The 23,578-nt window shown below is 50.4% G+C and carries 26 protein-coding genes; 20 read left to right on the top strand and 6 right to left on the bottom strand.

All coding sequences use genetic code 11. The features are described 5' to 3' along the window. The first annotated feature begins 1 nt into the window (after position 1). From OGY09_RS06190 to OGY09_RS06170, 5 genes are all read left to right on the top strand, one after another. The gene (locus tag OGY09_RS06190; protein WP_032943818.1) at positions 2-472 is read left to right on the top strand and encodes an SRPBCC family protein; all 471 of its coding nucleotides are present in this window, start codon (positions 2-4) and stop codon (positions 470-472) included. A 208-nt stretch (positions 473-680) separates the two neighbouring features. Beyond that, the gene (locus OGY09_RS06185; protein WP_032943816.1) at positions 681-1,823 is read left to right on the top strand and encodes a transglutaminase-like domain-containing protein; all 1,143 of its coding nucleotides are present in this window, start codon (positions 681-683) and stop codon (positions 1,821-1,823) included. Then, positions 1,801-2,157 carry a mercuric transporter MerT family protein gene (locus tag OGY09_RS06180; RefSeq protein ID WP_032943815.1) on the top strand — a complete coding sequence of 119 codons (357 nt, stop codon included), beginning with the start codon at positions 1,801-1,803 and terminating at the stop codon, positions 2,155-2,157. The genes OGY09_RS06185 and OGY09_RS06180 overlap by 23 nt, the downstream gene beginning before the upstream one ends. Then, the gene (locus OGY09_RS06175) at positions 2,154-2,435 is read left to right on the top strand and encodes a heavy-metal-associated domain-containing protein (protein ID WP_003833910.1); all 282 of its coding nucleotides are present in this window, start codon (positions 2,154-2,156) and stop codon (positions 2,433-2,435) included. The genes OGY09_RS06180 and OGY09_RS06175 overlap by 4 nt, the downstream gene beginning before the upstream one ends. Positions 2,436-2,644: 209 nt before the next feature. Further along, positions 2,645-3,310 (top strand): YecA/YgfB family protein, encoded by a 666-nt coding sequence (locus tag OGY09_RS06170; RefSeq protein ID WP_003034581.1) that lies wholly within the window; start codon positions 2,645-2,647, stop codon positions 3,308-3,310. Positions 3,311-3,336: 26 nt separating this feature from the next. On the opposite strand, the gene tyrP is transcribed toward OGY09_RS06170, so the two are convergent. Further along, positions 3,337-4,548, bottom strand: a complete 1,212-nt coding sequence (tyrP, locus tag OGY09_RS06165) for a tyrosine transporter TyrP (RefSeq protein ID WP_032943814.1) — start codon at positions 4,546-4,548, stop codon at positions 3,337-3,339. A 225-nt stretch (positions 4,549-4,773) separates the two neighbouring features. On the opposite strand from tyrP, the gene OGY09_RS06160 reads away from it, so the two are divergent. Beyond that, entirely contained in the window at positions 4,774-5,013 is a 240-nt protein-coding gene (locus OGY09_RS06160) for a YecH family metal-binding protein (protein ID WP_003034586.1), read from the top strand. Between the two features lie 45 nt (positions 5,014-5,058). On the opposite strand, the gene ftnA is transcribed toward OGY09_RS06160, so the two are convergent. Further along, on the bottom strand, positions 5,059-5,556 hold the full coding sequence (ftnA, locus tag OGY09_RS06155; protein WP_003034588.1) for a non-heme ferritin: 498 nt from the start codon (positions 5,554-5,556) through the stop codon (positions 5,059-5,061). Between the two features lie 194 nt (positions 5,557-5,750). Next, positions 5,751-6,086, bottom strand: coding sequence for a YecR family lipoprotein (gene yecR / locus OGY09_RS06150; protein WP_008785081.1), 336 nt, complete (start codon positions 6,084-6,086; stop codon positions 5,751-5,753). 267 nt (positions 6,087-6,353) lie between these two features. On the opposite strand from yecR, the gene OGY09_RS06145 reads away from it, so the two are divergent. Continuing rightward, complete coding sequence (locus OGY09_RS06145) at positions 6,354-6,992, top strand: RpiB/LacA/LacB family sugar-phosphate isomerase (RefSeq protein WP_032943812.1); 639 nt, start codon at positions 6,354-6,356, stop codon at positions 6,990-6,992. Positions 6,993-7,025: 33 nt separating this feature from the next. On the opposite strand, the gene OGY09_RS06140 is transcribed toward OGY09_RS06145, so the two are convergent. Continuing rightward, on the bottom strand, positions 7,026-8,447 hold the full coding sequence (locus OGY09_RS06140; protein WP_032943811.1) for an MFS transporter: 1,422 nt from the start codon (positions 8,445-8,447) through the stop codon (positions 7,026-7,028). Between the two features lie 129 nt (positions 8,448-8,576). Here OGY09_RS06140 and OGY09_RS06135 point away from each other — a divergent pair, with 129 nt between their 5' ends. Continuing rightward, the gene (locus OGY09_RS06135) at positions 8,577-8,828 is read left to right on the top strand and encodes a DUF2766 family protein (protein ID WP_032943809.1); all 252 of its coding nucleotides are present in this window, start codon (positions 8,577-8,579) and stop codon (positions 8,826-8,828) included. A 139-nt stretch (positions 8,829-8,967) separates the two neighbouring features. Here OGY09_RS06135 and OGY09_RS06130 read toward each other — a convergent pair whose 3' ends face one another. Continuing rightward, the gene (locus tag OGY09_RS06130) at positions 8,968-9,471 is read right to left on the bottom strand and encodes a non-heme ferritin-like protein (RefSeq protein ID WP_003034597.1); all 504 of its coding nucleotides are present in this window, start codon (positions 9,469-9,471) and stop codon (positions 8,968-8,970) included. A gap of 555 nt (positions 9,472-10,026) precedes the next feature. Here OGY09_RS06130 and OGY09_RS06125 point away from each other — a divergent pair. From OGY09_RS06125 to otsA, 6 genes are all read left to right on the top strand, one after another. Further along, positions 10,027-10,584 (top strand): DJ-1/PfpI family protein, encoded by a 558-nt coding sequence (locus tag OGY09_RS06125; protein WP_032943808.1) that lies wholly within the window; start codon positions 10,027-10,029, stop codon positions 10,582-10,584. 315 nt (positions 10,585-10,899) lie between these two features. After that, positions 10,900-11,889, top strand: a complete 990-nt coding sequence (locus tag OGY09_RS06120) for an arabinose ABC transporter substrate-binding protein (RefSeq protein ID WP_003833897.1) — start codon at positions 10,900-10,902, stop codon at positions 11,887-11,889. Between the two features lie 132 nt (positions 11,890-12,021). After that, positions 12,022-13,536 (top strand): arabinose ABC transporter ATP-binding protein AraG, encoded by a 1,515-nt coding sequence (araG, locus tag OGY09_RS06115; protein ID WP_003839135.1) that lies wholly within the window; start codon positions 12,022-12,024, stop codon positions 13,534-13,536. Positions 13,537-13,550: 14 nt separating this feature from the next. Beyond that, the gene (gene araH, locus OGY09_RS06110) at positions 13,551-14,537 is read left to right on the top strand and encodes an L-arabinose ABC transporter permease AraH (protein WP_008785075.1); all 987 of its coding nucleotides are present in this window, start codon (positions 13,551-13,553) and stop codon (positions 14,535-14,537) included. 175 nt (positions 14,538-14,712) lie between these two features. Then, entirely contained in the window at positions 14,713-15,516 is an 804-nt protein-coding gene (gene otsB / locus OGY09_RS06105; protein WP_032943806.1) for a trehalose-phosphatase, read from the top strand. Then, a complete protein-coding gene (otsA, locus tag OGY09_RS06100) occupies positions 15,491-16,912 on the top strand; it encodes an alpha,alpha-trehalose-phosphate synthase (protein WP_032943805.1) in 1,422 nt (473 codons plus the stop codon). The genes otsB and otsA overlap by 26 nt, the downstream gene beginning before the upstream one ends. A 17-nt stretch (positions 16,913-16,929) precedes the next feature. Here otsA and uspC read toward each other — a convergent pair whose 3' ends face one another. Beyond that, entirely contained in the window at positions 16,930-17,358 is a 429-nt protein-coding gene (uspC, locus tag OGY09_RS06095; RefSeq protein WP_032943802.1) for a universal stress protein UspC, read from the bottom strand. 793 nt (positions 17,359-18,151) lie between these two features. Between uspC and flhD the strand changes: the two genes are divergently transcribed. The 6 genes from flhD to cheW all read left to right on the top strand — a co-directional run bounded on the left by flhD (position 18,152) and on the right by cheW (position 23,577). Beyond that, entirely contained in the window at positions 18,152-18,493 is a 342-nt protein-coding gene (gene flhD, locus OGY09_RS06090) for a flagellar transcriptional regulator FlhD (RefSeq protein WP_003034622.1), read from the top strand. Further along, a complete protein-coding gene (gene flhC, locus OGY09_RS06085; protein WP_008785071.1) occupies positions 18,490-19,074 on the top strand; it encodes a flagellar transcriptional regulator FlhC in 585 nt (194 codons plus the stop codon). The genes flhD and flhC overlap by 4 nt, the downstream gene beginning before the upstream one ends. A gap of 124 nt (positions 19,075-19,198) precedes the next feature. Next, positions 19,199-20,086 carry a flagellar motor stator protein MotA gene (gene motA / locus OGY09_RS06080; RefSeq protein WP_003034628.1) on the top strand — a complete coding sequence of 296 codons (888 nt, stop codon included), beginning with the start codon at positions 19,199-19,201 and terminating at the stop codon, positions 20,084-20,086. Further along, positions 20,083-21,012 carry a flagellar motor protein MotB gene (gene motB, locus OGY09_RS06075; protein ID WP_003034631.1) on the top strand — a complete coding sequence of 310 codons (930 nt, stop codon included), beginning with the start codon at positions 20,083-20,085 and terminating at the stop codon, positions 21,010-21,012. The genes motA and motB overlap by 4 nt, the downstream gene beginning before the upstream one ends. A gap of 4 nt (positions 21,013-21,016) precedes the next feature. Beyond that, positions 21,017-23,053: a chemotaxis protein CheA gene (gene cheA / locus OGY09_RS06070; protein ID WP_032943801.1), complete on the top strand. Its 2,037-nt coding sequence runs from the start codon at positions 21,017-21,019 to the stop codon at positions 23,051-23,053. 20 nt (positions 23,054-23,073) lie between these two features. Further along, positions 23,074-23,577, top strand: coding sequence for a chemotaxis protein CheW (gene cheW / locus OGY09_RS06065; RefSeq protein ID WP_003034638.1), 504 nt, complete (start codon positions 23,074-23,076; stop codon positions 23,575-23,577). Position 23,578 lies beyond the last annotated feature (1 nt).

The raw sequence follows: 23,578 nt of genomic DNA, 5'->3' as shown, positions 1-23,578 counted from the left end.
TATGGCTGACTATCAGTTTTCCACCGTCTGGCGGGTTGAGGCTTCTATTCAGGAGGTATGGGATATATTTTCCCATCCTGACCAGTGGCCGGAATGGTGGGGAAGTCTGGAACGCATCGTTGAGCTAAAGAAAGGCGATCTACAGGGCATTGGGGCGCTGCATCGCTATACCTGGAAAGGGGCGCTTCCTTATCGCTTAACCTTTGACATCAACGTACTGAATATAGCACCTTACTCGCTGCTTGAAGGACAAGCCAGTGGCGCGGTTGAAGGGCGAGGCGTGTGGTCTTTTTCTGCAAGTGGTGCAGAAACTATCGTCAGATATGACTGGAATGTGCGTACCACGATCCGCTGGATGAATTATCTTGCCCCGCTGGCGGCACCTGTTTTTCGCTGGAATCACGATATGGTTATGCGCGAAGGGGCCAGAGGGTTAGCCCGTAAGCTGGCAACGAATGTTTATATATTCTGAACTCGCTCTCACGGCTGTACTTTTTGCCTGCCTATGGCTTACTATCTGTCGCGCAGTTTCTTATTTCATTCACAGTTAACAGGTCTGTTATTGATGAATAACCTCCATCGGCTCACCTTTTTATGTCAGCGTCTGTCTGCTGTGATGATCGCATACGGTTTTTGCCTTCTTAGCCGTAGCCCAACTCTTACAACATGGACAGACAGCAATGCAACGTCGACAATTTCTCAAAAATAGCGTTCTCCTTTCCGCCGCCGGTTTAGTCGGTCCTGCGGTTATTAGCCAGACGGTTCACGCCGCTGAGCCATCCGTTGCACCAGTCGCGCGTCGGCGCTTTGTGTTATCCCAGACGTATAAACTTAACCCTCCTAAGGGGTCGAGCGGCGTGGTAAAACTGTGGATCCCGCTTCCGGTAGATACCGCGTTTCAACAAATGACGGCGCTTGCCTTTAGCGGAAACTACAAGCATGCGTACGTTACCACTAATAATACTTATGGCGCGAAAACGCTGTTTGCCACCTGGCCTGACTCGCAGGGCGAACTGTTGATTAACGTTGATATCGACATTGAAACCGCCGACTGGGAGCCGCTGAAGCAGGACGCGCTGAAAACCTGGCAAGCGCCGGAGCAGATTATTTATCCGCTGGATGTAAAACCGTACCTGCTGCCGACGACACATACCCCAGTTGATGGGCAGGTTCTGGAAACCGCGCGTAAAATTACCGGTAATGAGCAGGATCCGCTGAAAAAAGCGCGCCTGATTTACGAATGGGTGAGTAGCCATATGGAGCGCGATAACGACGTCATTGGCTGCGGCACGGGGGATGTGGCGGAGATCTTAAAAAGCGGTAAGCTCAAAGGAAAATGCACCGACATGAGCTCCGTTTTTGTTGCTCTGGCGCGGGCCAGCGGCATTCCGGCGCGCGAACTGTTTGGCATCCGTCTGGGCAAAGCCAATAAGCTCGAACGTTACTCGAAAAGCGCTTTTGGCAAAGCAGACAGTGCAGGCGTCGCCGATGTGAGCGGCGGACAACATTGCCGCGCCGAATTCTATCTGGCCGGTTACGGCTGGTTACCGTGCGATCCTGCTGATGTGACCAAAATGCGTCTGGCAGAGAAAAAATCGCATCAGGACGCCGATGTCCAGGCGGTAAACACTTACCTGTTTGGTAACTGGGAAATGAACTGGGTTGGATTTAACTACGGGCGTGATTTCGAGCTGTATCCGGCAACGGAGCAGGGAGCCATGAACAACTTTGGCTATCCTTACGCTGAAGTCGATGGCGACCCGATCAATTTCTACGATCCTAAAGCGTTCTCCTACAGCTATGTCGCCACAGAACAACGCTAAAGGGGCGGGACTCACCCTGTTGACGGCCGCTGCGGCTGCCGTCACCGCGGGCTTATGCTGCGCTGGACCGCTGCTCTATCTGTTGTTTGGTATTTCGGCGGCGAGCTTTGCTGTTTTCACCCAGTTTGAGTTTTTGCGAATTCCCCTGATGCTGGTGTCATTGGGCTTATTACTGCGCGTCTTCTGGCGGCTCTATTTTTCCAGGCGGCTGTGGTGCTCCGGATGGTTAACGTTGAAGCAAGCGCGCGTTCTCTACTGGTGCGCGCTGGCGTTGATTTTGCCGGTGCTATTTTATCCAACGCTCGTTGCCTGGTTTTATGAGGTATTTGAATGAAAATCTTCACATTAGTTGCATGCTTGTTGCTGCCGCTGTGGGCTCAGGCGGCCAATCAAAAAGTAGTGCTGGATATACAAAATATGACCTGCTCGCTGTGCGTTATTTCGGTCAATCAGGCTCTACGTGAAACCGACGGTGTGATTAAAGCAAAATCCTCCCTAAAAACCCGACAAGCAGAAGCGATTGTGCCAGAAGGTTTCCCAACCGATACGTTACTTAACGCGGTAGCGAAAACGGGCTATACCGCAACGCTCAACCGTATTGAACAACAGTAAACCACCTACGGGTGGTTTTATTGTGTTTTCCCGGTATGATGCCCGGCGGCTTAGTGTTCTCTTTTGTGCGTTAACTTCCGGAATTCCCCTCGTTTCCTGTTAACCTGAACAGGCGGCAGCTATATGCCGCATATGCCCATTTTTATCTGTTATCCCTCCAGCCATGTAGGATGATCACAGGCAAGATTTTTTGACTAAGGAAAAGCGTTATGAAAACGGGACCATTAAACGAGAGCGAACTGGAATGGCTGGATGATGTACTGACTAAGTACAATACAGACAAGGCTATTCTGGATGTGTCAGAACTGGATGGTTTGCTGACGGCGGTGCTGAGTTCACCGTATGAAATTGAACCAGAGCAGTGGCTGGTCGCGATTTGGGGCGGCGCGCAGTATGTCCCTCGCTGGTCCTCCGAAAAAGAAATGACGCGTTTCATGAACCTGGCGTTTCAACATATGGCGGATACGGCCGATCGTCTGGATGAATATCCTGAGCAGTTTGAGCCGCTGTTTGGTTTGCGTGAAATTGACGAGCATGAACTGACCATCGTTGAAGAGTGGTGCTTTGGTTATATGCGCGGTGTCGCACTGTCAGACTGGTCCGCGTTACCGGACACGTTAAAACCAGCACTTGAAGCTATTGCGCTGCACGGTACGGAAGAGAACTTTGCGGTGGTTGAGAAACTAACGCCGGAAGCGTTTGAAGAGAGCGTGGATGCAATCCGCCTGGCTGCGCTGGACCTGCATGCTTACTGGATGGCGCATCCTCAGGAAACGCCGGTCAAAGTACCGGTGAAAGTGGATGCCAAAGTAGGGCGCAATGACCCTTGTCCGTGTGGCAGCGGCAAGAAATATAAGCAGTGCTGTTTGCATTAACAGAAAGGGGCGAAAGCCCCTTTGTTTTAACCCACTTCTGGTAGTAATCCTGCTGCAATAGAAAACTGTACTGCTATCACCACAATGCCGCACAAAAATACCAGCGCCAGCGCCGGAGCACCGCCTGATACGCGGTAGTTGGCCTGCGGATTATGTTTTCTGCTCTGCCAGGCCAGCATCGAGGGAATGAGCAGCGCCAGCACCGCCAGGGCAACGCCCGCATACCCTAATGCCATGACAAAACCACGCGGATAGAACAGCGCGAATGCCAGCGGCGGCAGGAATGTCACCGCGCCGGTTTGCATTCTTCCCGCTACGGTATTGCGGCGCTGGAAGAGGTCGGCCAGGTAGTCAAATAATCCCAATGCAACGCCGAGGAAAGAGGTTGCCAGTGCGAGGTCAGCAAACAGATGCACCGCCAGTTCGACGTGCGGCGAAGCCACGACTTCACGCAATGCCTGCAATAAGCCGTTTAAGCCTGCGTGATTGGCTAAAAGCCCCATGAATGTTGTCGAGTTAATGCTACCAAGCGTCGCCAGTTGCCAGAAGATATAGGCGACCAGAGGAATGGCGCTACCCGTAATAAACACCCAACGCAGTTTACGGATGTTACCGTTCATATAGCTGACGATACTGGGAACACTGCCGTGAAAACCGAACGAGGTGAAGATGACCGGGATTGCGGAGAGCGCCAACCCCTGTTGCAGCGGCAGCGTAAGCAGGTTCACTTTATGAATATGCGGCATTAACAGAGCCAGCATCGCCACCAGGAAGATTATCTTGGCACTGAATAGCAGACGGTTGAACAGATCGACCAGCGAGGTCCCAACACAAACCACGCCACCGGCAACAAAGGTGAACAGCAGTACGCCTGTTGTCGGGGATATATTTGTTCCGGTCCAGTCGCTGATGCTGGAGGCCAGCAGTTCACCTGCACCACTGATGTACGCCGCCGTCAGAGCATACATTAAAAACATCATGCTAAAGCCCGTTACCCATTGTCCGTAACGACCAAGATAACGTTTTGCCAGCGTACCCAGCCCGGTGTCTGCCGGGACATGTTGATACACTTCAAGCAGCAGCAGCGCGGTGTAGCACATCAACGCCCAAAGACTGACTAACAATACCAGCGTGACGCTAAACCCCACGCCTGCCGCAGCCAGTGGCATTGCCAACATACCGGCACCAATCGTGGTTCCCGCCACGATAAAAATACTACCCAGGGTTCTGTTTTTCACGCTTTCCTCTGTCCCAGAGATAATCAATGGTTATATCTGCGGCGCAGATTAAGGCAAAACGCTATTTTCGTCAAATCACCGTTACAATGACTGTACATTAATGTTTACGATGTTGTGATCATTAAGATGTATAACAAATGACATTTATCTGCTGATAAACCTGCGTTAGCGCAAAGCGACGATGTGCGGTTCATATTAGGCTACGGACTTTATTAAGGAGGTATTATGGAATCTATTCACGGTCACGAAGTGCTTAACATGATGATTGAATCTGGTGAGCAGTATTCAAATGCCAGCCTTGAAGCGGCGATTACGGCACGTTTCGGCGAGCAGGCGCGTTTTCACACTTGTTCTGCGGCGGATATGACGGCAGGCGAGTTGGTGGCGTTTTTAGCGGCGAAGGGAAAGTTTATTGCAAAAGAAGACGGCTTCTCTACGCACGAAAGCAAGATCTGCCGTCACTGATTTCAAGGGGTAATGATGGCGGGTTGCCTTCATTACCCTAAAATATTAATTCTGTGTATCAAGCGTAGCCAGTTCTTTGTCGATGAAATAAAGACCTTCGCCGCTTTTTCCTGCCAGCGACAGCTTATCAATAACAGATTTAAATAATTTCTCTTCTTCATGCTGCTCGGCAACATACCATTGCAGGAAATTAAAGGTTGGATAATCCTGGTGGGTCATTGCCGCGTGTGCCAGCTCATTAATTTTCTGGGTGATTAGCTGCTCGTGTTCGTAAGTAACACGGAACAGTTCATCCAGAGAAGCATATTCAGCAAAGGGTGAAGAAACGGTATTAATACGCGGCAAGCTGCCGGTATCGGTCAGGTAGTCGAACAGACGCTGCATGTGCGTCATCTCTTCCTGGGCGTGACGGCGCAAAAACGCGGCAGCACCTTCGAAGCTGTGATAGCTGCACCACGCGCTCATCTGTTGGTAGAGCAGAGATGAATATAATTCAAGATTCATTTGCTCATTCAGTTGGTCGATCATTTCTGTTTTCAGCATGGTTCTGCTCCACAAACGTTATTATATATTGACGTGGCGCCACTATAATTTGTTATTTAATTATTTGCAAAAGGTAAAATAATAAATTTATTTATTAAAAATGCGAATGGGAATAAAACGCATTAACGATATTAAACGGAGGATATAAATAATAAAGTGGTAAAAGACCAGCAAAAATGAGCTGGTCGGAAATATTAATAATTGAAAGAAGGTGATTGGGGCACCGCGACACCATGACACTGCCAGGCGAGTGTAATTTTGGTATTTAAGCACAGAGAGCCTGCATACACGCTACAGGTTGACACCGGCTGACCAAACGCTTCTGCGCTGGCATAGCCCAGACGCTGACACTCTTTGGTGGCTGTCCCTTGGGTAACGTAGTCATCGGTACGCGCTGTTTGTAACATGGCCTGATTATAAGTCAGGCGAACCACACCAGTGATGGCGCTGGCTTCGCTGACCTGTGCCTGTTTTGTAATTGTGCATCCTGTCAGCATGAGCGGCAAAAGTGCCAGGATAAAAGTCTTCATGAGATCGCTCTGAAAGTTCGAAGATACACTATCATGGCATACAGAGACCCTCATCAATGGCTTGAATAGCCCGAAGATCACCTGCGATTAATCACAACGAGGTCATTTGTTTGAGGTGATTCTGAACTGTTCAGACAGGAATGTGAGCGCAACTTTGTTTTTTAAAACTAAATTTCATTAAATTTGAAAGTGCGATTGCAAAATAGTAATGTGGCTGAATGTTATGACTTTCAGCGGGCTACCGCAGCGCATTCAGGAGAGTACAGAATGAAAATTGCATTGATGATGGAAAACAGCCAGGCAAGCAAAAACGCCATCATCCATAACGAGCTTAAGGCCGTTGCGGATGAGAAAGGTTTTCCGGTCTATAACGTTGGGATGAGCGACGAAAATGATCATCATCTGACCTACATCCATTTAGGCATTATGGCCAGCATCCTGCTTAATTCCAAAGCTGTAGACTTTGTTGTTACAGGTTGCGGTACGGGCCAGGGGGCAATGATGTCACTGAATATCCATCCGGGTGTGGTGTGTGGTTATTGCCTTGATCCTGCAGATGCGTTCTTGTTCTCTCAGATCAACAACGGCAACGCGCTTTCTCTGGCATTCGCCAAAGGTTTTGGCTGGGGTGCTGAGCTGAATGTGCGCTATATGTTTGAAAAAGCGTTCACCGGGCGTAACGGTGAAGGCTACCCACCGGAGCGTAAAGAGCCGCAGGTGCGTAACGCCGGTATTCTGAATCAGGTGAAAGCGGCTGTGGTAAAAGAAAATTATCTGGACACGCTGAGCGCGATCGATCCTGAACTGGTGAAAACCGCTGTATCAGGCCCGCGCTTCCAGCAGTGCTTCTTTGAAAACTGCCAGGACAAAGCAATCGAAGCGTTTGTACGCGAGGTGATTGGCTAAATCCTGTTGGCCCGGCGGCGTTCACCCTCCGGGCTACCTGTTCCTGTTCGATACTGCGCTTCCTGCATCACGGGTGAGCCGCAGCGTATCCACCATACCTACCAGACAAATAATGGCAATAGCGACAAAGGCCAGCCGGAAACTGATCCCCGGAATATTGCCCAATGCCAGCCTTTCACTGACCACATCACCAATGCGGATGCCAATAGCGGCTAAAGAAATGCCCAATCCCACTGCTAATTGTGTCGCCGTACTGAACAGCGTATTAGCGTAGCTCATTTGTGCCGCGGGGACGTCCGCGAAGGCAAGCGTGCTGACGCCGGTAAACTGAATTGAGCGGAACACACCGCCCAGATACAACACCAGCAAAATAACCCACACGGGGGTCTGCGGCGTAATTAATGCACAGGCCAGCAACGCCAGAACGTTAAGTGCACCGTTAATCAACAGCAGTTTCTTAAAGCCCAGCCAGCGTATCAACGGTGTGGTGGCAGGTTTAATCGTCAGATTGCCGACAAATACCGCCAGTACCAGCGAACCCGCGTGAAAAGCGTTCATGCCAAAACCTACCTGAAACATTAACGGCAGCAGAAACGGCACGGCGCTGATAGAGGCACGAAACAGCGATCCGCCATACATGGTGACGCGAAAAGTAGGCACGTTCATGGCATCAAGGCGAATCATTGGCCAGGCGGTGCGATGAAAATGATGCAGGGCAAACATAAAGGTCACTGTTCCTAGCGCCAAAAGTCCGGCGGTCAGCCAGCCCTGAGGCTTTTGGGTTCCCAGTAACTCCATGGCATACACTAGGCTCACCATCGCAACAGAGGTTGCGATAAATCCCGTTATATCAAATGGGCGGCGCTCGTCGTCATGAATATCCGGGATAAAACGTAGCGCCAGCGCAATCGCCAGTATTCCGAGCGGTACATTAATGAAGAAGATCCAGCGCCAGTTGGCATAGCTGGTAATGAATCCGCCAAGGGGAGGGCCAATGATGGGTGCGACTAACGCGGGCCAGGTCAGGGTCGCAATAGCGGTGATCAACTGATGTTTAGGCGTAGTTCGCAATACCGCGAGTCGGCCAACCGGAACCATTAGCGCACCACCTACACCCTGTAAGATTCGCATGGCGACAAAGCTCTCAAGGTTTTCGGACAAACCGCATAAAACCGAGGCGAGAGTAAATATCGCCAGTGCAAGGGTAAACACCTTTCTGGCGCCGAAGCGATCCGCAATCCAGCCGCTGGCGGGGATCAGTACCGCGAGGGTGATCAGATAGGCGCTGATACCTATGTTCAGGTCAACTGCCTGCACGCCAAAACTTTTCGCCATGTCGGGCAGTGCGGTGGCAATCACCGTGCCGTCAATAAACTCCATAAAGAAAGCCCCGGCAACAAGTAATGCAGCCGGGGATAGACCGCGTTTGTTCTCAACCGCTAAATGTTCACTCATGTTGTGCTTGCCATCTCAAAAGAAACTGACTGGAACTATTTTTATTTTCAGCGCATTCGGAAGGCATGCGCGGCTATCGTTTCGTTCGTTGAATGGGTACTATGACGACCTTTCTATAAGGAGCTCACTATGTCCCAAACACTGAATGTCGATCAGGAACTGCTCTCGGACGTTGTTGCCTGTCAGCTGGTTATCAAGCAGATTCTGGATGTTCTTGATGTTATTGCCCCAGTAGAAGTTCGGGAGAAAATGTCCAGCCAGCTGAAAAGCATCGACTTTTCCAGCCATCCTGCAGGTGCCGATCCGGTCACTATGCGCGCAATACAAAAAGCGGTTGCCTTGATCGAGTTGAAATTCACGCCGCAGAATGAATCTCACTAAAATAAACCGTTGTTTCAGGTTTTAGAAAGGTTTTTTTGCGCCTCGCAGAATGAGAGGCGTGGGCGTAGAGAAAATTAAGCACCAGCCGGATAAGGTGCGTCGCATCGTTATCCGGCATTAACACGATGAAAATTGAAGATTAGTGATGTTGATAGTTCACGACGTTCAGCAGGTGCTTATCGGTTTGCGCCATGCACAGTCCCGCACGTTTAGCGCTGCGGACTTCATCAAGAATCGTCTGTAACAGCACGCCATCCTGCTGCTGCTCTTTTTCCAGATCGTGAAGAAAATCAATGGTTGTTGCATCATTCAAGGCTTCTGCTTCATTGGTTAAGCGTGATAGCTTGCTGTAGCGCTGTTGGTATTCATCCAGCGTTTTCTGAAACAGTTCTTCAAGGGAAGTTAGTTCATCACCCGGAACATCGATAGCCTTGACGATAGGGTTAGCCCCGGCACTTTTCATAAAATTAAACATACGCATCATTTGAGTCACGTTACCTTGCGCCTGGGTGCGTAGAAAGGTTGCGGTGCCAGTCAGGCTGTGTTCGTAGCACCATTCACTGAGATGCAGGTAAAGATTCGATGCGTAGAACTCGAGGTTCATTTGCGTGTTAAGTTTATGAACAATTCCAACTGCAGCCATATCAATATCCTTATTTCCAGAAAGGGGGATGTACGTTACTAACGTCAGTGCAACGGGCTGCCGCTACACCTCACCACTACGTACAATTAAAACTGTTAGCAGAATAAATCCGTTCCGCCGGTCCTTTAGTGATCACGAATTATATTCGCTCCCGATCGAGATTCAGCATAACTCCAGTCCCGACATAAGAAAATCCTTAAATCTGCGTATTTATGATTTTTTACATATTGTCATAGCAATATTAGTGATTTTTCCGCTTGTGCATATAAATGATGTGAATATAACAGATTGATATTTATAGCATTAAAGTGAAATTTTGATAATGAAATGATGTTTCATGTCACGAAATGGAATTTCACAATCAGGTATTGTCTGTCGCCAGATGATTATCTGGTCTTCGGATGAAGAAATTTCACCATTGACCCGCGTCTGTGAACGCTATCTGCTGGCTAATTTTTTTTGCGCCAGATCAGTTTTGTGGAAATTAATAAAGTTAAGCGCCTGAATGATTCGACATTTATTGTTTGGTGTATTTGGAAAAATCGAGGAGTGTGTATGAAAAAGGTTGCCGTGCTACTGGCACCTGGTTTTGAAGAGGCGGAAGCCATTGTTACCATTGATATTCTGCGCCGCCTGCAGATCAAAGTTGAAACAGTGGCCTGCGCTGAGTCCCGGGCGGTGGTGAGCTACCATGACGTGCCGATGGTGACGGACAGCACGCTGGCTGCGCGTCAGACGGATCTTTATGATGCCGTTGTGTTACCCGGCGGGCCGCAGGGCAGCGTTAACCTTGCCGCCAGTGAGGCTGTCATCCAGTTTATCGCTCGCCATGACGAGGCGGGAAAACTCATTTGCCCGGTGTGTTCTGCGGCTGCGCGTGTGCTGGGTGGCAATGGCCTGCTGAAGGGGCGTCGCTACGTGTGTTCGGGGGATCTGTGGCAAAACGTCACGGATGGGGAATATATCGACGCGCCAGTTGTGGAAGATGGCAACCTGATTAGCGGTAAAGGGTTAGGGCATATTTTCGATTTTGCTTTCACGCTTGCGGCGCGTCTATTGGGAGATGACATTCCGGTTCGCGATCACGCTGACCACATTTATTACCGATGGTAATCATTTTCCCGAATGCTTCGGTATTCGGGAACAAGGATTCGTTGGCTGACGTTATGGACTAATCTGCTATCCCTCTTTTTTCCCGTCGACAAAACCGCGTTTTTTTATGTCATTTCCCGCTGAATTTATGTACGCAATTACTGTAATTCTGTGGTGTGATGCCGCTCTCTTATGGAGAATCAATTTCCCGCTAAAAATACTCTCAGCACTGGCATTGATCTTATCAATAAAAGGTAATGCCTTGTTTTACGTCCGAATTACAAAAAATCGTCTGATTTTACCCTACATAAAAGAACGTTAAAGCTGGAGTTAACCATGCACAAATTCACTAAAGCGCTGGCTGCCATCGGTCTGGCTGCCATTATGTCACAATCCGCTATCGCTGAATCCATGAAGCTCGGTTTCCTGGTCAAACAGCCGGAAGAACCGTGGTTCCAGACTGAATGGAAATTTGCCGATAAAGCCGGTAAAGACCTTGGTTTTGAGGTGATTAAAATTGCCGTTCCGGATGGTGAGAAAACCCTTAACGCCATCGACAGCCTGGCTGCAAGTGGAGCAAAAGGGTTTGTGATTTGCACGCCAGATCCAAAACTGGGGCCAGCCATTATGGCTAAGGCGCGTGGCTACGATATGAAAGTCATTGCCGTCGACGACCAGTTTGCCAACGCTAAGGGTAAGCCGATGGATACCGTGCCGCTGGTGATGATGGCGGCAACCAAAATTGGTGAACGCCAGGGCCAGGAGCTGTACAAAGAGATGCAAAAACGCGGTTGGGATGTGAAATCCACCGCCGTAATGGCCATTACCGCCAACGAACTGGATACCGCACGTCGTCGTACTTCTGGTTCAATGGAAGCGCTTAAAGCCGCAGGCTTCCCGGAAAAACAGATTTACCAGGTCCCAACAAAATCGAATGACATCCCCGGCGCATTTGACGCCGCCAACTCCATGCTGGTTCAGCATCCTGAAGTCAAAAACTGGCTGATTGTCGGCATGAACGACAACACCGTGCTGGGTGGCGTACGTGCGACCGAGGGGCAGGGCTTCAAAGCACCAAACGTGATTGGTATCGGGATCAACGGCGTTGACGCGGTGAGCGAACTGTCAAAAGGCGAAGCGACCGGGTTCTACGGTTCACTGCTGCCAAGCCCGGACGTGCACGGCTACAAATCCAGTGAAATGCTCTACAACTGGGTAACGAAAGGTGCAGAGCCACCGGCATTCACTGAAGTGACAGATGTGGTGCTGATTACCCGCGATAACTTCAAAGAAGAGCTGGCGAAGAAAGGCTTAGGCGGTAAGTAACAGAAGTGCTGCGATGTTGTAGGCCGGATTAGGCGAAGCTGCCTTCCGGCGCAATGCCCGGTGGCGCTGTGCTTACCGGGCCTACGCCCGGCGGTTTTCCAGGCCGGTAAAATCCTGACTCACGGAGACGTTATGCAACAGTCTACCCCGTATCTCTCATTTCGCGGCATTGGCAAAACGTTCCCGGGCGTTAAGGCGCTGACGGATATCAGTTTCGACTGCTATGCCGGACAGGTGCATGCGCTGATGGGCGAAAATGGCGCCGGGAAATCAACACTCTTAAAAATTCTCAGCGGTAACTATGCGCCAACAACGGGATCTCTGACGATCCGCGGACAGGAAGTTTCGTTCGCGGATACCACTGCCGCACTCAACGCCGGTGTCGCCATTATTTATCAGGAACTGCATCTCGTCCCGGAAATGACCGTTGCCGAGAATATTTATTTAGGGCAGTTACCGCACAAAGGCGGGATTGTGAACCGCTCGCTGCTGAACTATGAAGCAGGAATCCAGCTGAAGCATCTGGGGATGGATATCGATCCCGATACCCCACTGAAATACCTCTCCATTGGCCAGTGGCAGATGGTGGAGATTGCAAAAGCGCTGGCGCGAAACGCCAAAATTATCGCCTTTGATGAACCAACCAGCTCCCTGTCGGCTCGCGAGATTGAGAATCTGTTTCGCGTCATCCGTGAGCTGCGCAACGAAGGACGCATCATTCTGTACGTTTCACACCGTATGGAGGAGATTTTTGCTCTCAGCGATGCCATCACCGTGTTTAAAGATGGTCATTACGTCAAAACGTTCACGGACATGCAGCAGGTCGATCACGATGCACTGGTGCAGGCGATGGTCGGGCGCGACCTCGGGGATATCTATGGCTGGAAATCCAGACCGTATGGCACAGAGCGTCTGCGGCTGCATGAAGTCAAAGCTCCAGGCGTGCGTACGCCAATCAGCTTATCCGTGCGAAGCGGTGAAATTGTCGGGCTGTTTGGCCTGGTGGGGGCCGGGCGTAGCGAATTAATGAAAGGGCTGTTCGGTGGTACGCGTATCACGGCGGGCCAGGTATTTATTGATGAACAACCTATCGATATCCGTAAACCAAGCCATGCCATTGAAGCGGGGATGATGCTGTGCCCGGAGGATCGCAAAGCTGAAGGGATCATTCCGGTCCATTCAGTGCGCAACAACATCAACATTAGTGCACGGCGTAAGCATGTTCTGGGGGGATGCGTGATCAACAACGGCTGGGAAGAGACCAATGCCGATCACCATATTCGTTCACTCAACATCAAAACGCCGGGTGCAGAGCAACTGATCATGAACCTCTCCGGCGGTAATCAACAGAAGGCTATTCTCGGTCGTTGGTTATCGGAAGAGATGAAAGTGATTTTGTTGGATGAGCCTACACGCGGCATTGATGTGGGCGCCAAACATGAAATTTACAACGTGATTTATGCCCTCGCAGCGCGCGGTGTGGCCGTGTTGTTTGCTTCCAGTGACCTGCCAGAAGTGCTCGGTGTCGCCGACCGTATTGTGGTGATGAGAGAAGGCGAAATTGCCGGTGAGTTACTTCATGAACAGGCGGATGAGCGCCAGGCGTTGAGCCTTGCTATGCCTAAAGTCAGCCAGGCTGTAGCCTGAATAAGGAGAGTATGATGTCTTCCGTTTCTACATCGGGTTCTGGCGCAACGAAGTCGGCGCTAAATCTGGGCCGCATTTGGGACCAATATGGCATGCTGGTGGTGTTCGCCGTGCTGTTCCTGGTTTGTTCCCTCTTTGTGCCAAACTTTGCTACTTTCATCAACATGAAGGGGTTAGGGCTGGCGGTATCAATGTCGGGTATGGTTGCCTGCGGGATGCTGTTTTGCCTGGCATCCGGTGATTTCGACCTGTCTGTCGCGTCTGTAATTGCCTGTGCTGGTGTTACCACTGCCGTAGTCATTAACATGACCGAAAGTCTGTGGATTGGCGTGGCTGCCGGGCTGCTGCTCGGTATTCTGTGTGGTCTGGTGAATGGGTTCGTGATTGCGCGGTTAAAAATTAACGCCCTGATCACTACTCTTGCGACAATGCAGATTGTACGTGGTCTGGCCTATATTATCTCCGACGGTAAGGCAGTCGGGATTGAAGACGAGCGTTTCTTCACACTCGGCTATGCTAACTGGTTTGGTCTGCCGGCGCCTATTTGGATCACGGTCGTTTGTTTCATTGTCTTTGGCTTACTGCTGAACAAAACCACGTTTGGGCGTAATACGCTGGCCATTGGGGGCAATGAAGAGGCGGCGCGCCTGGCTGGGGTTCCGGTTGTTCGTACCAAGATTATTATCTTTATTCTTTCCGGTCTGGTATCCGCCATTGCCGGGATTATCCTCGCATCGCGTATGACCAGCGGCCAGCCAATGACCTCAATCGGTTATGAGTTGATCGTGATTTCAGCCTGCGTGTTAGGGGGCGTTTCGCTTAAAGGCGGCATCGGAAAAATCTCATATGTGGTGGCCGGGGTGTTGATCCTGGGGACGGTTGAGAATGCGATGAACCTGCTGAATATCTCTCCGTTCGCGCAGTATGTGGTTCGTGGCCTCATCCTGCTGGCGGCGGTGATCTTCGACCGTTATAAGCAAAAAGCGAAGCGTACCGTTTGATGATTTAAACCCCAACTTTTTAGTCTAGCCTCTGCCCGTCGCCAGCCGCTACCCGGCTGGCGATTGTTTTTTCAAATGGCGAGCATGGTCACACTGTCTATACTTATATCCGTCATACATCATCTATACGCCGCGATCCGCGTGGCGTTCTGACCATGATGAGGAGGATAACCGGGTGACAGCATCACTGACTTTACCCCCTGAACAATCTGCAAACTGTGCTTACTTTTTTGATCTCGATGGGACACTTGCTGAGATTAAACCTTTTCCCGACCAGGTCGTTGTCCCGAAGACAATCCTGCAATGTCTACATCGGTTAGCGACGCAGAATGCGGATGCGCTGGCATTGATTTCAGGGCGCTCAATGGTTGAGCTTGACGCACTCACTACTCCGTTTCGTTTTCCGCTTGCCGGAGTGCATGGGGCAGAACGCCGTGACATCAATGGTCAAACGCACATAGTAAACCTGCCTGAAGGTATCGAACGTGAAGCCGGGGCGTTATTACACGCAGCGTTGGTGACGTTACCGGGGACAACACTTGAAACCAAAGGCATGGCCTTCGCGTTGCATTATCGCCAGGCACCCGAACACGAAGCGGCGCTGGTTACGCTGGCTGAACGCATCACGCGCAGATGGCCGCAGCTTGCTCTGCAGCACGGAAAATGTGTCGTGGAAATAAAGCCTAAGGGCAGTAATAAAGGCGACGCGATAGCTGCATTTATGCAGGAAGCGCCTTTTGCTGGCCGGATCCCTGTGTTTTTCGGTGATGATCTGACAGATGAAACAGGGTTTGCTGTAGTTAACCGCGCTGGCGGTATTTCTGTAAAGGTAGGGAGCGGGCCGACGCAGGCAACATGGCGTCTGGATGGTGTCAGGGATGTCTGGCACTGGCTGGAGAAAAATAACTCTTCGCAGCAAGAACCGAAAGCAACGAATAACAGAAGAGGTGGCTATGAGTCGTTTAGTCGTAGTATCTAATCGTATCGCCTCACCAGATGACAAAGGGAGCGCGGGTGGGCTCGCGGTCGGTGTACTGGGCGCGTTAAAAGCTGCTGGTGGTTTATGGTTTGGCTGGAGTGGTGATACAGGTAATGAGGATAAACCGTTAAAAAAGGTCACCCGTGGCAATATCACCTGGGCCTCGTTTAATTTGAGTGAGCAAGATTACGAAGAGTATTACTGCCAGTTTTCAAATGCGGTTTTATGGCCCGCGTTTCACTATCGACTGGATTTAGTTCAGTTTCAGCGCTCTGCCTGGGAAGGTTACCAACGGGTTAATGCCTTACTGGTAGATAAACTTCTGCCGTTGCTTGGCGATGACGACATTATTTGGGTTCATGATTACCATCTGTTGCCGTTTGCCTGCGAGCTACGTAAGCGCGGCGTGCGCAATCGCATCGGTTTTTTCCTGCATATTCCTTTTCCGACGCCGGAAATTTTTAATGCGCTCCCGCCGCATCTGGCGCTACTTGAGCAAATGTGTGATTTTGATTTGCTTGGTTTCCAGACCGAAAACGATCGTCAGGCTTTTCTGGACTGTCTCGCAGCCCAGACTCGGGTGACCACGCATAAAGATAAGCAGCACCTGGCATGGGGAAAAGCGTTTCGTACTCAGGTTTATCCCATCGGTATTGAACCGGATGAGATTGCACGACAGGCGTCCGGTCCGCTGCCGCCAAAACTGGCACAGCTAAAAGCGGAGCTTAAAAATGTGCAGAATATTTTCTCCGTGGAGCGTCTGGATTACTCCAAAGGCTTGCCGGAGCGCTTTCAGGCCTATGAGGCCTTACTGGAACATTATCCGCAGCACCACGGTAAAATTCGCTATACGCAGATAGCACCGACCTCGCGCGAAGAGGTGCAGGCCTATCAGGATATTCGCCACCAACTGGAAACAGAGGCAGGGCGAATCAACGGCAAATATGGGCAACTGGGCTGGACGCCGCTTTACTATCTGAACCAGTATTTTGATCGTAAATTGCTGATGAAGATCTTCCGCTACTCTGATGTAGGGTTGGTGACCCCGTTGCGCGATGGTATGAACCTGGTGGCGAAAGAGTTTGTGGCCGCACAGGATCCTGCTAACCCTGGCGTGCTGGTTTTATCGCAATTTGCCGGGGCGGCGAACGAGCTAACCTCCGCGCTTATTGTTAATCCTTATGACCGGGATGAAGTGGCAGGCGCATTAAACCAGGCGCTGACGATGCCACTTACCGAACGTATCTCGCGTCACGCGGAAATGCTTGAGACTATCGTTAAAAACGATATCGACAACTGGCAGGCGACGTTCATTTGCGATCTTAAAACGGTCACGCCGCGTCGGAGTCAATGCCAACTGCCAGACAATATCTCTTCCTGTTCTAAACTCGCATGAAGTCGTGGCACTGTGGATTAATCTCCAGCTAGCGGAACCAGAAGAACGTCCACCTGGCTGGTATGAATCACGCTTTTCGCTGAACAGGAAGCGCGCGAAAAAAAACTGTGGTTATGGTTGCCGTAAATGACCAGATCAATGGCGTGTTTGCGGCACACATCCAGGATATGTTCATTCAGAGCCCCATAGGTAATAAAGGTATGCTCAATGGGGTATTCTGCTTCTTTGCTAAGTTTGTCGATAAAATCCTGAGTCTCTTCCTGCATCACTTCACGCAGGTCTTCCAGCATGGGGGCAGCAAACTGGTTATACAGTTCGGGGTCTGAGACCAGCGTAATCAGGCTAATTCGGGCGTTGACAGGGCGAGCGATAGAAACCGCCTTGTCTAACAACTGCTGACTTTCAGGGGTGGCGGCAACAGCAACAAGAATGTGCGAATAGCTCATAACTCGCTCCTTTTTTTCAAGAATTATGAGAGGGCTTTTCAGCTTTACTCAGCTTACCCCATACTGCAACGTTTCCCGCCTCGATAGTGTGAATGTCATCATGATTATTCATTAATTATTCTTATAAATAGAATAATCGATTCATATTAGTTGCAGATATGTTCAGGTTACTTAAGTGAAACCCACCGCTAATGAAAACAATGTGTTAATAAAAATTAAACATATATTAACATTTGCAAGGTCGTCACATCGCGGTATTAATTAATCACTCTAAATATTTAACTTATTGTTTCTAAAGAATTTAATTAAAAAAGTTTTTTGAGTTAAATATGTGATCCAGCTCGCTATTTCACGGCGTGATATTAACGGATGTGAACAAAATACTATTCGGTTTTATTGCAAGAATATTCGTACATCAGGAATTGAAATAGATGATTGCGGATTAAAAAATAAGCAAAGTAAAAGCTGCGCTGATGGATTTATGTTAAGTGTTTGGCTGGTTTATGTGATCTTGATCACATATTCTTTAAATTCGCGGCATACCTCCGTTGTATGTGTAACTGACGGCGGGTAGAGTTGCGTCGAATTAGGAAAAATCTTAGACATTTGTAAGAATTGATGTGAGCTTGTAAGGGACGCTGCCTTCTTAAAAGGGAATGTTTAGACAACGCGTAAGTGTCGTCACGCTGCTATGTATTTGACCTTTTGCTTTTTTTTACCGGGCCTTCCCGGCGACATCACGGGGTGCGGTTTTACCGCATGAAAACAATGTTGGTTATTATGGATGCAAATAATGCATACATCCGAGTTGCTGAAACACATCTATGACATCAATTTGTCATATTTATTGCTTGCACAGCGTTTGATCGTTCAGGACAAAGCATCTGCGATGTTTCGCCTTGGTATCAGCGAGGAAATGGCGGACACGTTGGCAACATTAACACTTCCTCAAATGGTCAAACTGGCCGAAACAAACCAACTGGTATGTCATTTCCGTTTCGACGATCACCAGACTGTTACTCGCCTGACGCAAGACTCCCGCGTTGACGATCTTCAGCAAATTCATACCGGTATCATGCTTTCAACACGCCTGTTAAGCGACATCGATGATGCAGCACGTAAGAAAAGGGCTTGATGATGAGCGAAAAAAGCATTGTTCAGGAAGCGCGTGATATCCAGTTAGCAATGGAATTAATCACATTGGGCGCCCGTTTGCAAATGCTGGAAAGCGAAACGCAATTAAGCCGTGGTCGATTAATCAAGCTGTACAAAGAATTACGCGGTAGTCCTCCGCCAAAAGGGATGCTCCCGTTTTCCACCGACTGGTTTATGACGTGGGAACAAAATATTCATGCGTCGATGTTTTGCAATGCATGGCAATTCCTGCTCAAAACGGGTCTCTGTAGCGGCGTGGATGCCGTGATCAAGGCGTATCGGTTATATCTTGAGCAGTGTCCGCAGCCTGAAGAAGGGCCATTGTTGGCGTTAACCCGCGCGTGGACGCTGGTGCGATTTGTCGACAGCGGATTGCTGGAGTTGTCCCAATGCAATTGCTGCGGTGGGAATTTTATCACCCACGCACATCAACCCGCAGGCAGCTTTGCCTGTAGTTTATGCCAACCGCCATCACGGGCCGTAAAAAGACGTAAACTTTCCCAGAATGCTGCCGATATTATTCCACAACTGCTGGATGAACAGATCGAACAGGCTGTTTAACTGATACGGTGTGGATGAACACTCCAGCAGCGGTAAGCGATTACCGCTGCTTTTTTTTGTCCTGACCTTACGTTAATTGCCCGACTGCGCATCCTGTCATAGTCAATTGCGAAAGGATGATGTCGTGCTTATCTTATTAGGTTACCTGGTTGTTATTGGTACAGTTTTCGGCGGTTACATGATGACCGGCGGACACCTTGGGGCACTCTATCAACCGGCTGAGCTGGTGATTATCGGTGGTGCGGGTATTGGGGCATTCATCGTCGGCAATAACGGGAAAGCCATCAAAGGGACGATGAAAGCGATCCCGTTGCTTTTCCGTCGTTCGAAATACACCAAAGCGATGTATATGGATCTGCTGGCGCTCTTGTATCGCCTGATGGCTAAGTCACGTCAACAGGGCATGTTCTCGCTTGAGCGCGACATCGAAAACCCAAAAGAAAGTGAAATCTTCGCCAGCTATCCGCGCATTCTTGCGGATGCGGTAATGCTTGATTTTATTGTCGATTATCTGCGCCTGATCATCAGTGGCAACATGAATACGTTTGAAATTGAAGCGCTGATGGACGAAGAAATTGAGACTCATGAGAGTGAGGCTGAAGTCCCGGCGAATAGTCTGGCGATGGTCGGCGACTCACTACCGGCATTCGGGATCGTCGCGGCCGTTATGGGTGTTGTGCATGCGCTGGCTTCTGCCGATCGCCCGGCAGCAGAGCTGGGTGCGTTGATTGCGCATGCGATGGTGGGAACATTCCTCGGTATTTTGCTGGCCTATGGATTTATTTCTCCGCTTGCCAGCGTTCTGCGCCAGAAAAGCGCTGAAACAACCAAAATGATGCAGTGCGTGAAGATAACGCTGCTCTCCAATCTGAATGGTTACGCGCCGCCGATTGCCGTTGAATTTGGTCGTAAGACACTGTACTCCAGCGAACGTCCTTCGTTTATCGAACTGGAAGAACATGTTCGTGCGGTGAGAAATCCAACTGCGCAACAGACGACCGAGGACGCATGAAAAATCAGGCCCATCCCATTATCGTTGTAAAGCGACGCAAACATAAGAATCACGGTGGTGGGGCGCATGGCTCGTGGAAAATCGCCTACGCCGATTTTATGACCGCAATGATGGCCTTCTTTCTGGTGATGTGGCTCATTTCTATTTCCAGCCCTAAAGAATTGATCCAGATTGCCGAATATTTCCGTACACCGCTGGCCACCGCAGTGACCGGGGGAAATCGTATTTCGAATAGCCAAAGCCCGATTCCAGGCGGCGGGGATGATTACACCCAGCAGCAGGGCGAGGTGAACAAGCAGCCGAATATTGATGACCTGAGAAAACGTATGGAACAGAGCCGCTTGAGCAAACTTCGCGGCGATCTCGATCAACTGATTGAATCCGATCCCAAACTGCGAGCGCTGCGTCCGCATTTAAAGATTGATTTAGTTCAGGAAGGGCTGCGGATACAGATTATCGACAGCCAGAATCGACCGATGTTTAAGACCGGTAGCGCTGAAGTTGAGCCGTACATGCGCGATATCCTGCGCGCGATTGCTCCAGTGCTCAACGGGATCCCTAACCGGATCAGCCTTTCCGGTCACACGGATGATTACCCTTACGCGAATGGTGAGAAAGGGTACAGCAACTGGGAATTGTCTGCCGATCGCGCAAATGCATCGCGTCGCGAGCTGGTTAGCGGCGGTCTGGATGATGGAAAAGTATTACGTGTGGTAGGTATGGCCGCCACGATGCGTCTGAGCGATCGCGGTCCTGAAGACGCTATCAACCGCCGTATTAGCCTGCTGGTTCTCAATAAGCAGGCAGAAGAGGCCATTTTGCATGAAAACGCTGAAAGCCAGAATGAGCCGGTAAGTGTCTTACAACGGCCAGCGGAACTCCCGCCGGTAAGCGTTCCCACATCGCCACCAGCCAATCCGAGGTGATAGCGTGAGCATGGATATTAGCGATTTTTATCAGACATTTTTTGATGAAGCTGACGAACTGTTGGCTGATATGGAGCAACACCTGCTTGATTTGGTTCCTGAAGCCCCGGATTCCGAACAGCTGAATGCCATTTTTCGTGCAGCGCACTCGATTAAAGGCGGGGCGGGCACCTTCGGCTTTACCATTTTGCAGGAAACGACCCATCTGATGGAAAACCTGCTGGATGAAGCGCGGCGTGGCGAGATGCAGCTCAATGCCGACATTATCAACCTGTTTTTGGAAACGAAAGATATTATGCAGGAACAGCTCGACGCCTATAAAAGCTCAGTGGAGCCTGATGCCGACAGTTTTGAGTACATCTGCCAGGCGTTACGGCAGTTAGCGCTCGAAGCGAAAGGTGAAACCGCACCGGCAGTTGTTAACTCAGCAAAACTTAGCGTTGTTGACAGCGCCACGATGCAGGAAGAGGCGGTTGCAAAGCCTGAACCCGCCAGTGAAGAGATCAAGAAACGCATTACTCTCTCGCGCCTGAAACCCAGTGAAGTCGATCTGCTGGAAGAGGAATTGGGGAATCTGGCGACCTTAACCGATGTGGTAAAAGGAAGCGACACGTTATCAGCAACGCTTGATGGCAACCTCGCAGAAGATGACATCATCGCGGTGCTTTGCTTTGTCATTGAAGCTGACCAAATTGAATTCGAAACCGTCAGCGCAGCGCCTGTGGCAGTTGAAGCTGAAGAGGTGGCTGTTGTCACTGAACCGCAGCCGGTTGCTGTGGCACCTGCGGTGAAAGCTACCGCCAGTGAAGCACCACATAGCCGCGCGGAACGTGAAAAACCCGCCCGCGCCAGCGAGTCGACCAGTATCCGCGTAGCGGTTGAAAAGGTTGATCAGCTTATTAACCTGGTCGGTGAGTTGGTAATCACCCAGTCGATGCTGGCCCAGCGCTCTAACGAACTGGATCCTGTCAATCATGGCGATCTCATCACCAGCATGGGTCAGTTACAACGTAACGCCCGCGATTTGCAAGAGTCGGTGATGTCGATTCGTATGATGCCAATGGAGTACGTGTTCAGCCGTTTCCCTCGTCTGGTGCGCGATCTGGCCGGTAAGCTGGGTAAACAGGTCGAGCTGACGCAGGTAGGTAGTTCAACCGAACTCGATAAGAGCCTGATTGAACGCATCATCGATCCGTTGACGCACCTGGTGCGTAACAGCCTCGACCATGGTATCGAACTGCCGGAAAAACGCCTTGAATCCGGCAAAAGCCCAATCGGCAACCTGACGCTTTCCGCGGAGCATCAGGGCGGGAATATTTGTATTGAAGTGACCGATGATGGCGCTGGCCTGAACCGCGAACGTATCCTGGCTAAAGCTGTCTCTCAGGGCATGCCGATCCACGAAAACATGAGCGATGACGAAGTGGGTATGCTGATCTTCGCTCCAGGCTTTTCGACCGCCGAACAGGTGACGGATGTTTCCGGACGCGGCGTGGGTATGGATGTGGTGAAGCGAAATATCCAGGAGATGGGCGGCCATGTTGAGATTCAGTCTAAACAGGGACAGGGGACCACTATTCGCATTCTGCTGCCGCTGACGCTGGCGATCCTCGACGGGATGTCCGTGCGTGTGGCCGATGAGGTCTTCATTCTGCCACTGAATGCCGTTATGGAATCGCTGCAACCGCGCGAAGAGGATCTCCATCCGCTGGCCGGAGGAGAGCGCGTTCTGGAAGTGCGTGGCGAATATTTACCGCTGGTTGAGTTGTGGAAAGTCTTTGAGGTTGAAGGCGCTAAAACTGAAGCGACTCAGGGCATAGTGGTCATTTTACAAAGTGCAGGGCGTCGCTATGCGCTGCTGGTCGATCAGTTAATTGGCCAACACCAGGTAGTGGTCAAAAACCTGGAAAGCAACTACCGCAAAGTGCCAGGTATTTCTGCTGCAACGATCCTCGGCGACGGCAGCGTCGCGCTGATTGTCGATGTCTCTGCATTGCAGGGGTTAAACCGCGAACAACGTGTGGCGATCACAGCCGCCTGATTGAGTGAGAAGGGAATTATATGACCGGTATGAGTAATGTAACTAAACTGGCCGGCGAACCGTCAGGTCAGGAATTCCTCGTGTTTACGCTGGGGGATGAAGAGTACGGTATCGATATCCTGAAAGTGCAGGAAATCCGTGGTTATGATCAGGTGACGCGCATCGCTAACACGCCTGCGTTTATCAAAGGCGTCACAAACCTGCGTGGTGTGATTGTGCCTATCGTCGACCTGCGCGTGAAATTTAGCCAGAGCGATGTGGATTACAACGAAAACACCGTGGTGATTGTGCTTAATCTGGGTCAGCGGGTGGTTGGAATTGTGGTAGATGGCGTCTCGGATGTGCTGTCGCTGACAACGGATCAAATCCGTCCGGCACCGGAATTTGCGGTCACGCTGTCGACGGAATATTTGACGGGATTGGGTGCGCTGGGTGACCGGATGCTGATTCTGGTCAACATTGAGAAGCTGCTGAACAGCGAAGAAATGGCGCTACTGGATATTGCCGCTTCCCACGTCGCATAAT

This window comes from Citrobacter sp. Cpo071, assembly GCF_030332765.1.
GTDB classification, from domain to species: Bacteria; Pseudomonadota; Gammaproteobacteria; order Enterobacterales; family Enterobacteriaceae; genus Citrobacter; species Citrobacter portucalensis.
This window is presented reverse-complemented; position numbering and strand designations above follow the sequence as displayed.

Bases quoted from the DNA above. Each gene is read 5' to 3' on its own strand.
- OGY09_RS06180 (WP_032943815.1), top strand. From the start codon at position 1,801: ATGTCGCCACAGAACAACGCTAAAGGGGCGGGACTCACCCTGTTGACG.
- OGY09_RS06145 (WP_032943812.1), top strand. From the start codon at position 6,354: ATGAAAATTGCATTGATGATGGAAAACAGCCAGGCAAGCAAAAACGCC.
- flhD (WP_003034622.1), top strand. From the start codon at position 18,152: ATGCATACATCCGAGTTGCTGAAACACATCTATGACATCAATTTGTCA.
- OGY09_RS06135 (WP_032943809.1), top strand. From the start codon at position 8,577: ATGTCCCAAACACTGAATGTCGATCAGGAACTGCTCTCGGACGTTGTT.
- cheW (WP_003034638.1), top strand. From the start codon at position 23,074: ATGACCGGTATGAGTAATGTAACTAAACTGGCCGGCGAACCGTCAGGT.
- uspC (WP_032943802.1), bottom strand. From the start codon at position 17,358: ATGAGCTATTCGCACATTCTTGTTGCTGTTGCCGCCACCCCTGAAAGT.
- OGY09_RS06175 (WP_003833910.1), top strand. From the start codon at position 2,154: ATGAAAATCTTCACATTAGTTGCATGCTTGTTGCTGCCGCTGTGGGCT.
- OGY09_RS06160 (WP_003034586.1), top strand. From the start codon at position 4,774: ATGGAATCTATTCACGGTCACGAAGTGCTTAACATGATGATTGAATCT.
- yecR (WP_008785081.1), bottom strand. From the start codon at position 6,086: ATGAAGACTTTTATCCTGGCACTTTTGCCGCTCATGCTGACAGGATGC.
- araH (WP_008785075.1), top strand. From the start codon at position 13,551: ATGTCTTCCGTTTCTACATCGGGTTCTGGCGCAACGAAGTCGGCGCTA.
- araG (WP_003839135.1), top strand. From the start codon at position 12,022: ATGCAACAGTCTACCCCGTATCTCTCATTTCGCGGCATTGGCAAAACG.
- OGY09_RS06120 (WP_003833897.1), top strand. From the start codon at position 10,900: ATGCACAAATTCACTAAAGCGCTGGCTGCCATCGGTCTGGCTGCCATT.
- motB (WP_003034631.1), top strand. From the start codon at position 20,083: ATGAAAAATCAGGCCCATCCCATTATCGTTGTAAAGCGACGCAAACAT.
- OGY09_RS06130 (WP_003034597.1), bottom strand. From the start codon at position 9,471: ATGGCTGCAGTTGGAATTGTTCATAAACTTAACACGCAAATGAACCTC.
- OGY09_RS06170 (WP_003034581.1), top strand. From the start codon at position 2,645: ATGAAAACGGGACCATTAAACGAGAGCGAACTGGAATGGCTGGATGAT.
- OGY09_RS06185 (WP_032943816.1), top strand. From the start codon at position 681: ATGCAACGTCGACAATTTCTCAAAAATAGCGTTCTCCTTTCCGCCGCC.
- ftnA (WP_003034588.1), bottom strand. From the start codon at position 5,556: ATGCTGAAAACAGAAATGATCGACCAACTGAATGAGCAAATGAATCTT.
- otsA (WP_032943805.1), top strand. From the start codon at position 15,491: ATGAGTCGTTTAGTCGTAGTATCTAATCGTATCGCCTCACCAGATGAC.
- OGY09_RS06125 (WP_032943808.1), top strand. From the start codon at position 10,027: ATGAAAAAGGTTGCCGTGCTACTGGCACCTGGTTTTGAAGAGGCGGAA.
- OGY09_RS06190 (WP_032943818.1), top strand. From the start codon at position 2: ATGGCTGACTATCAGTTTTCCACCGTCTGGCGGGTTGAGGCTTCTATT.
- OGY09_RS06140 (WP_032943811.1), bottom strand. From the start codon at position 8,447: ATGAGTGAACATTTAGCGGTTGAGAACAAACGCGGTCTATCCCCGGCT.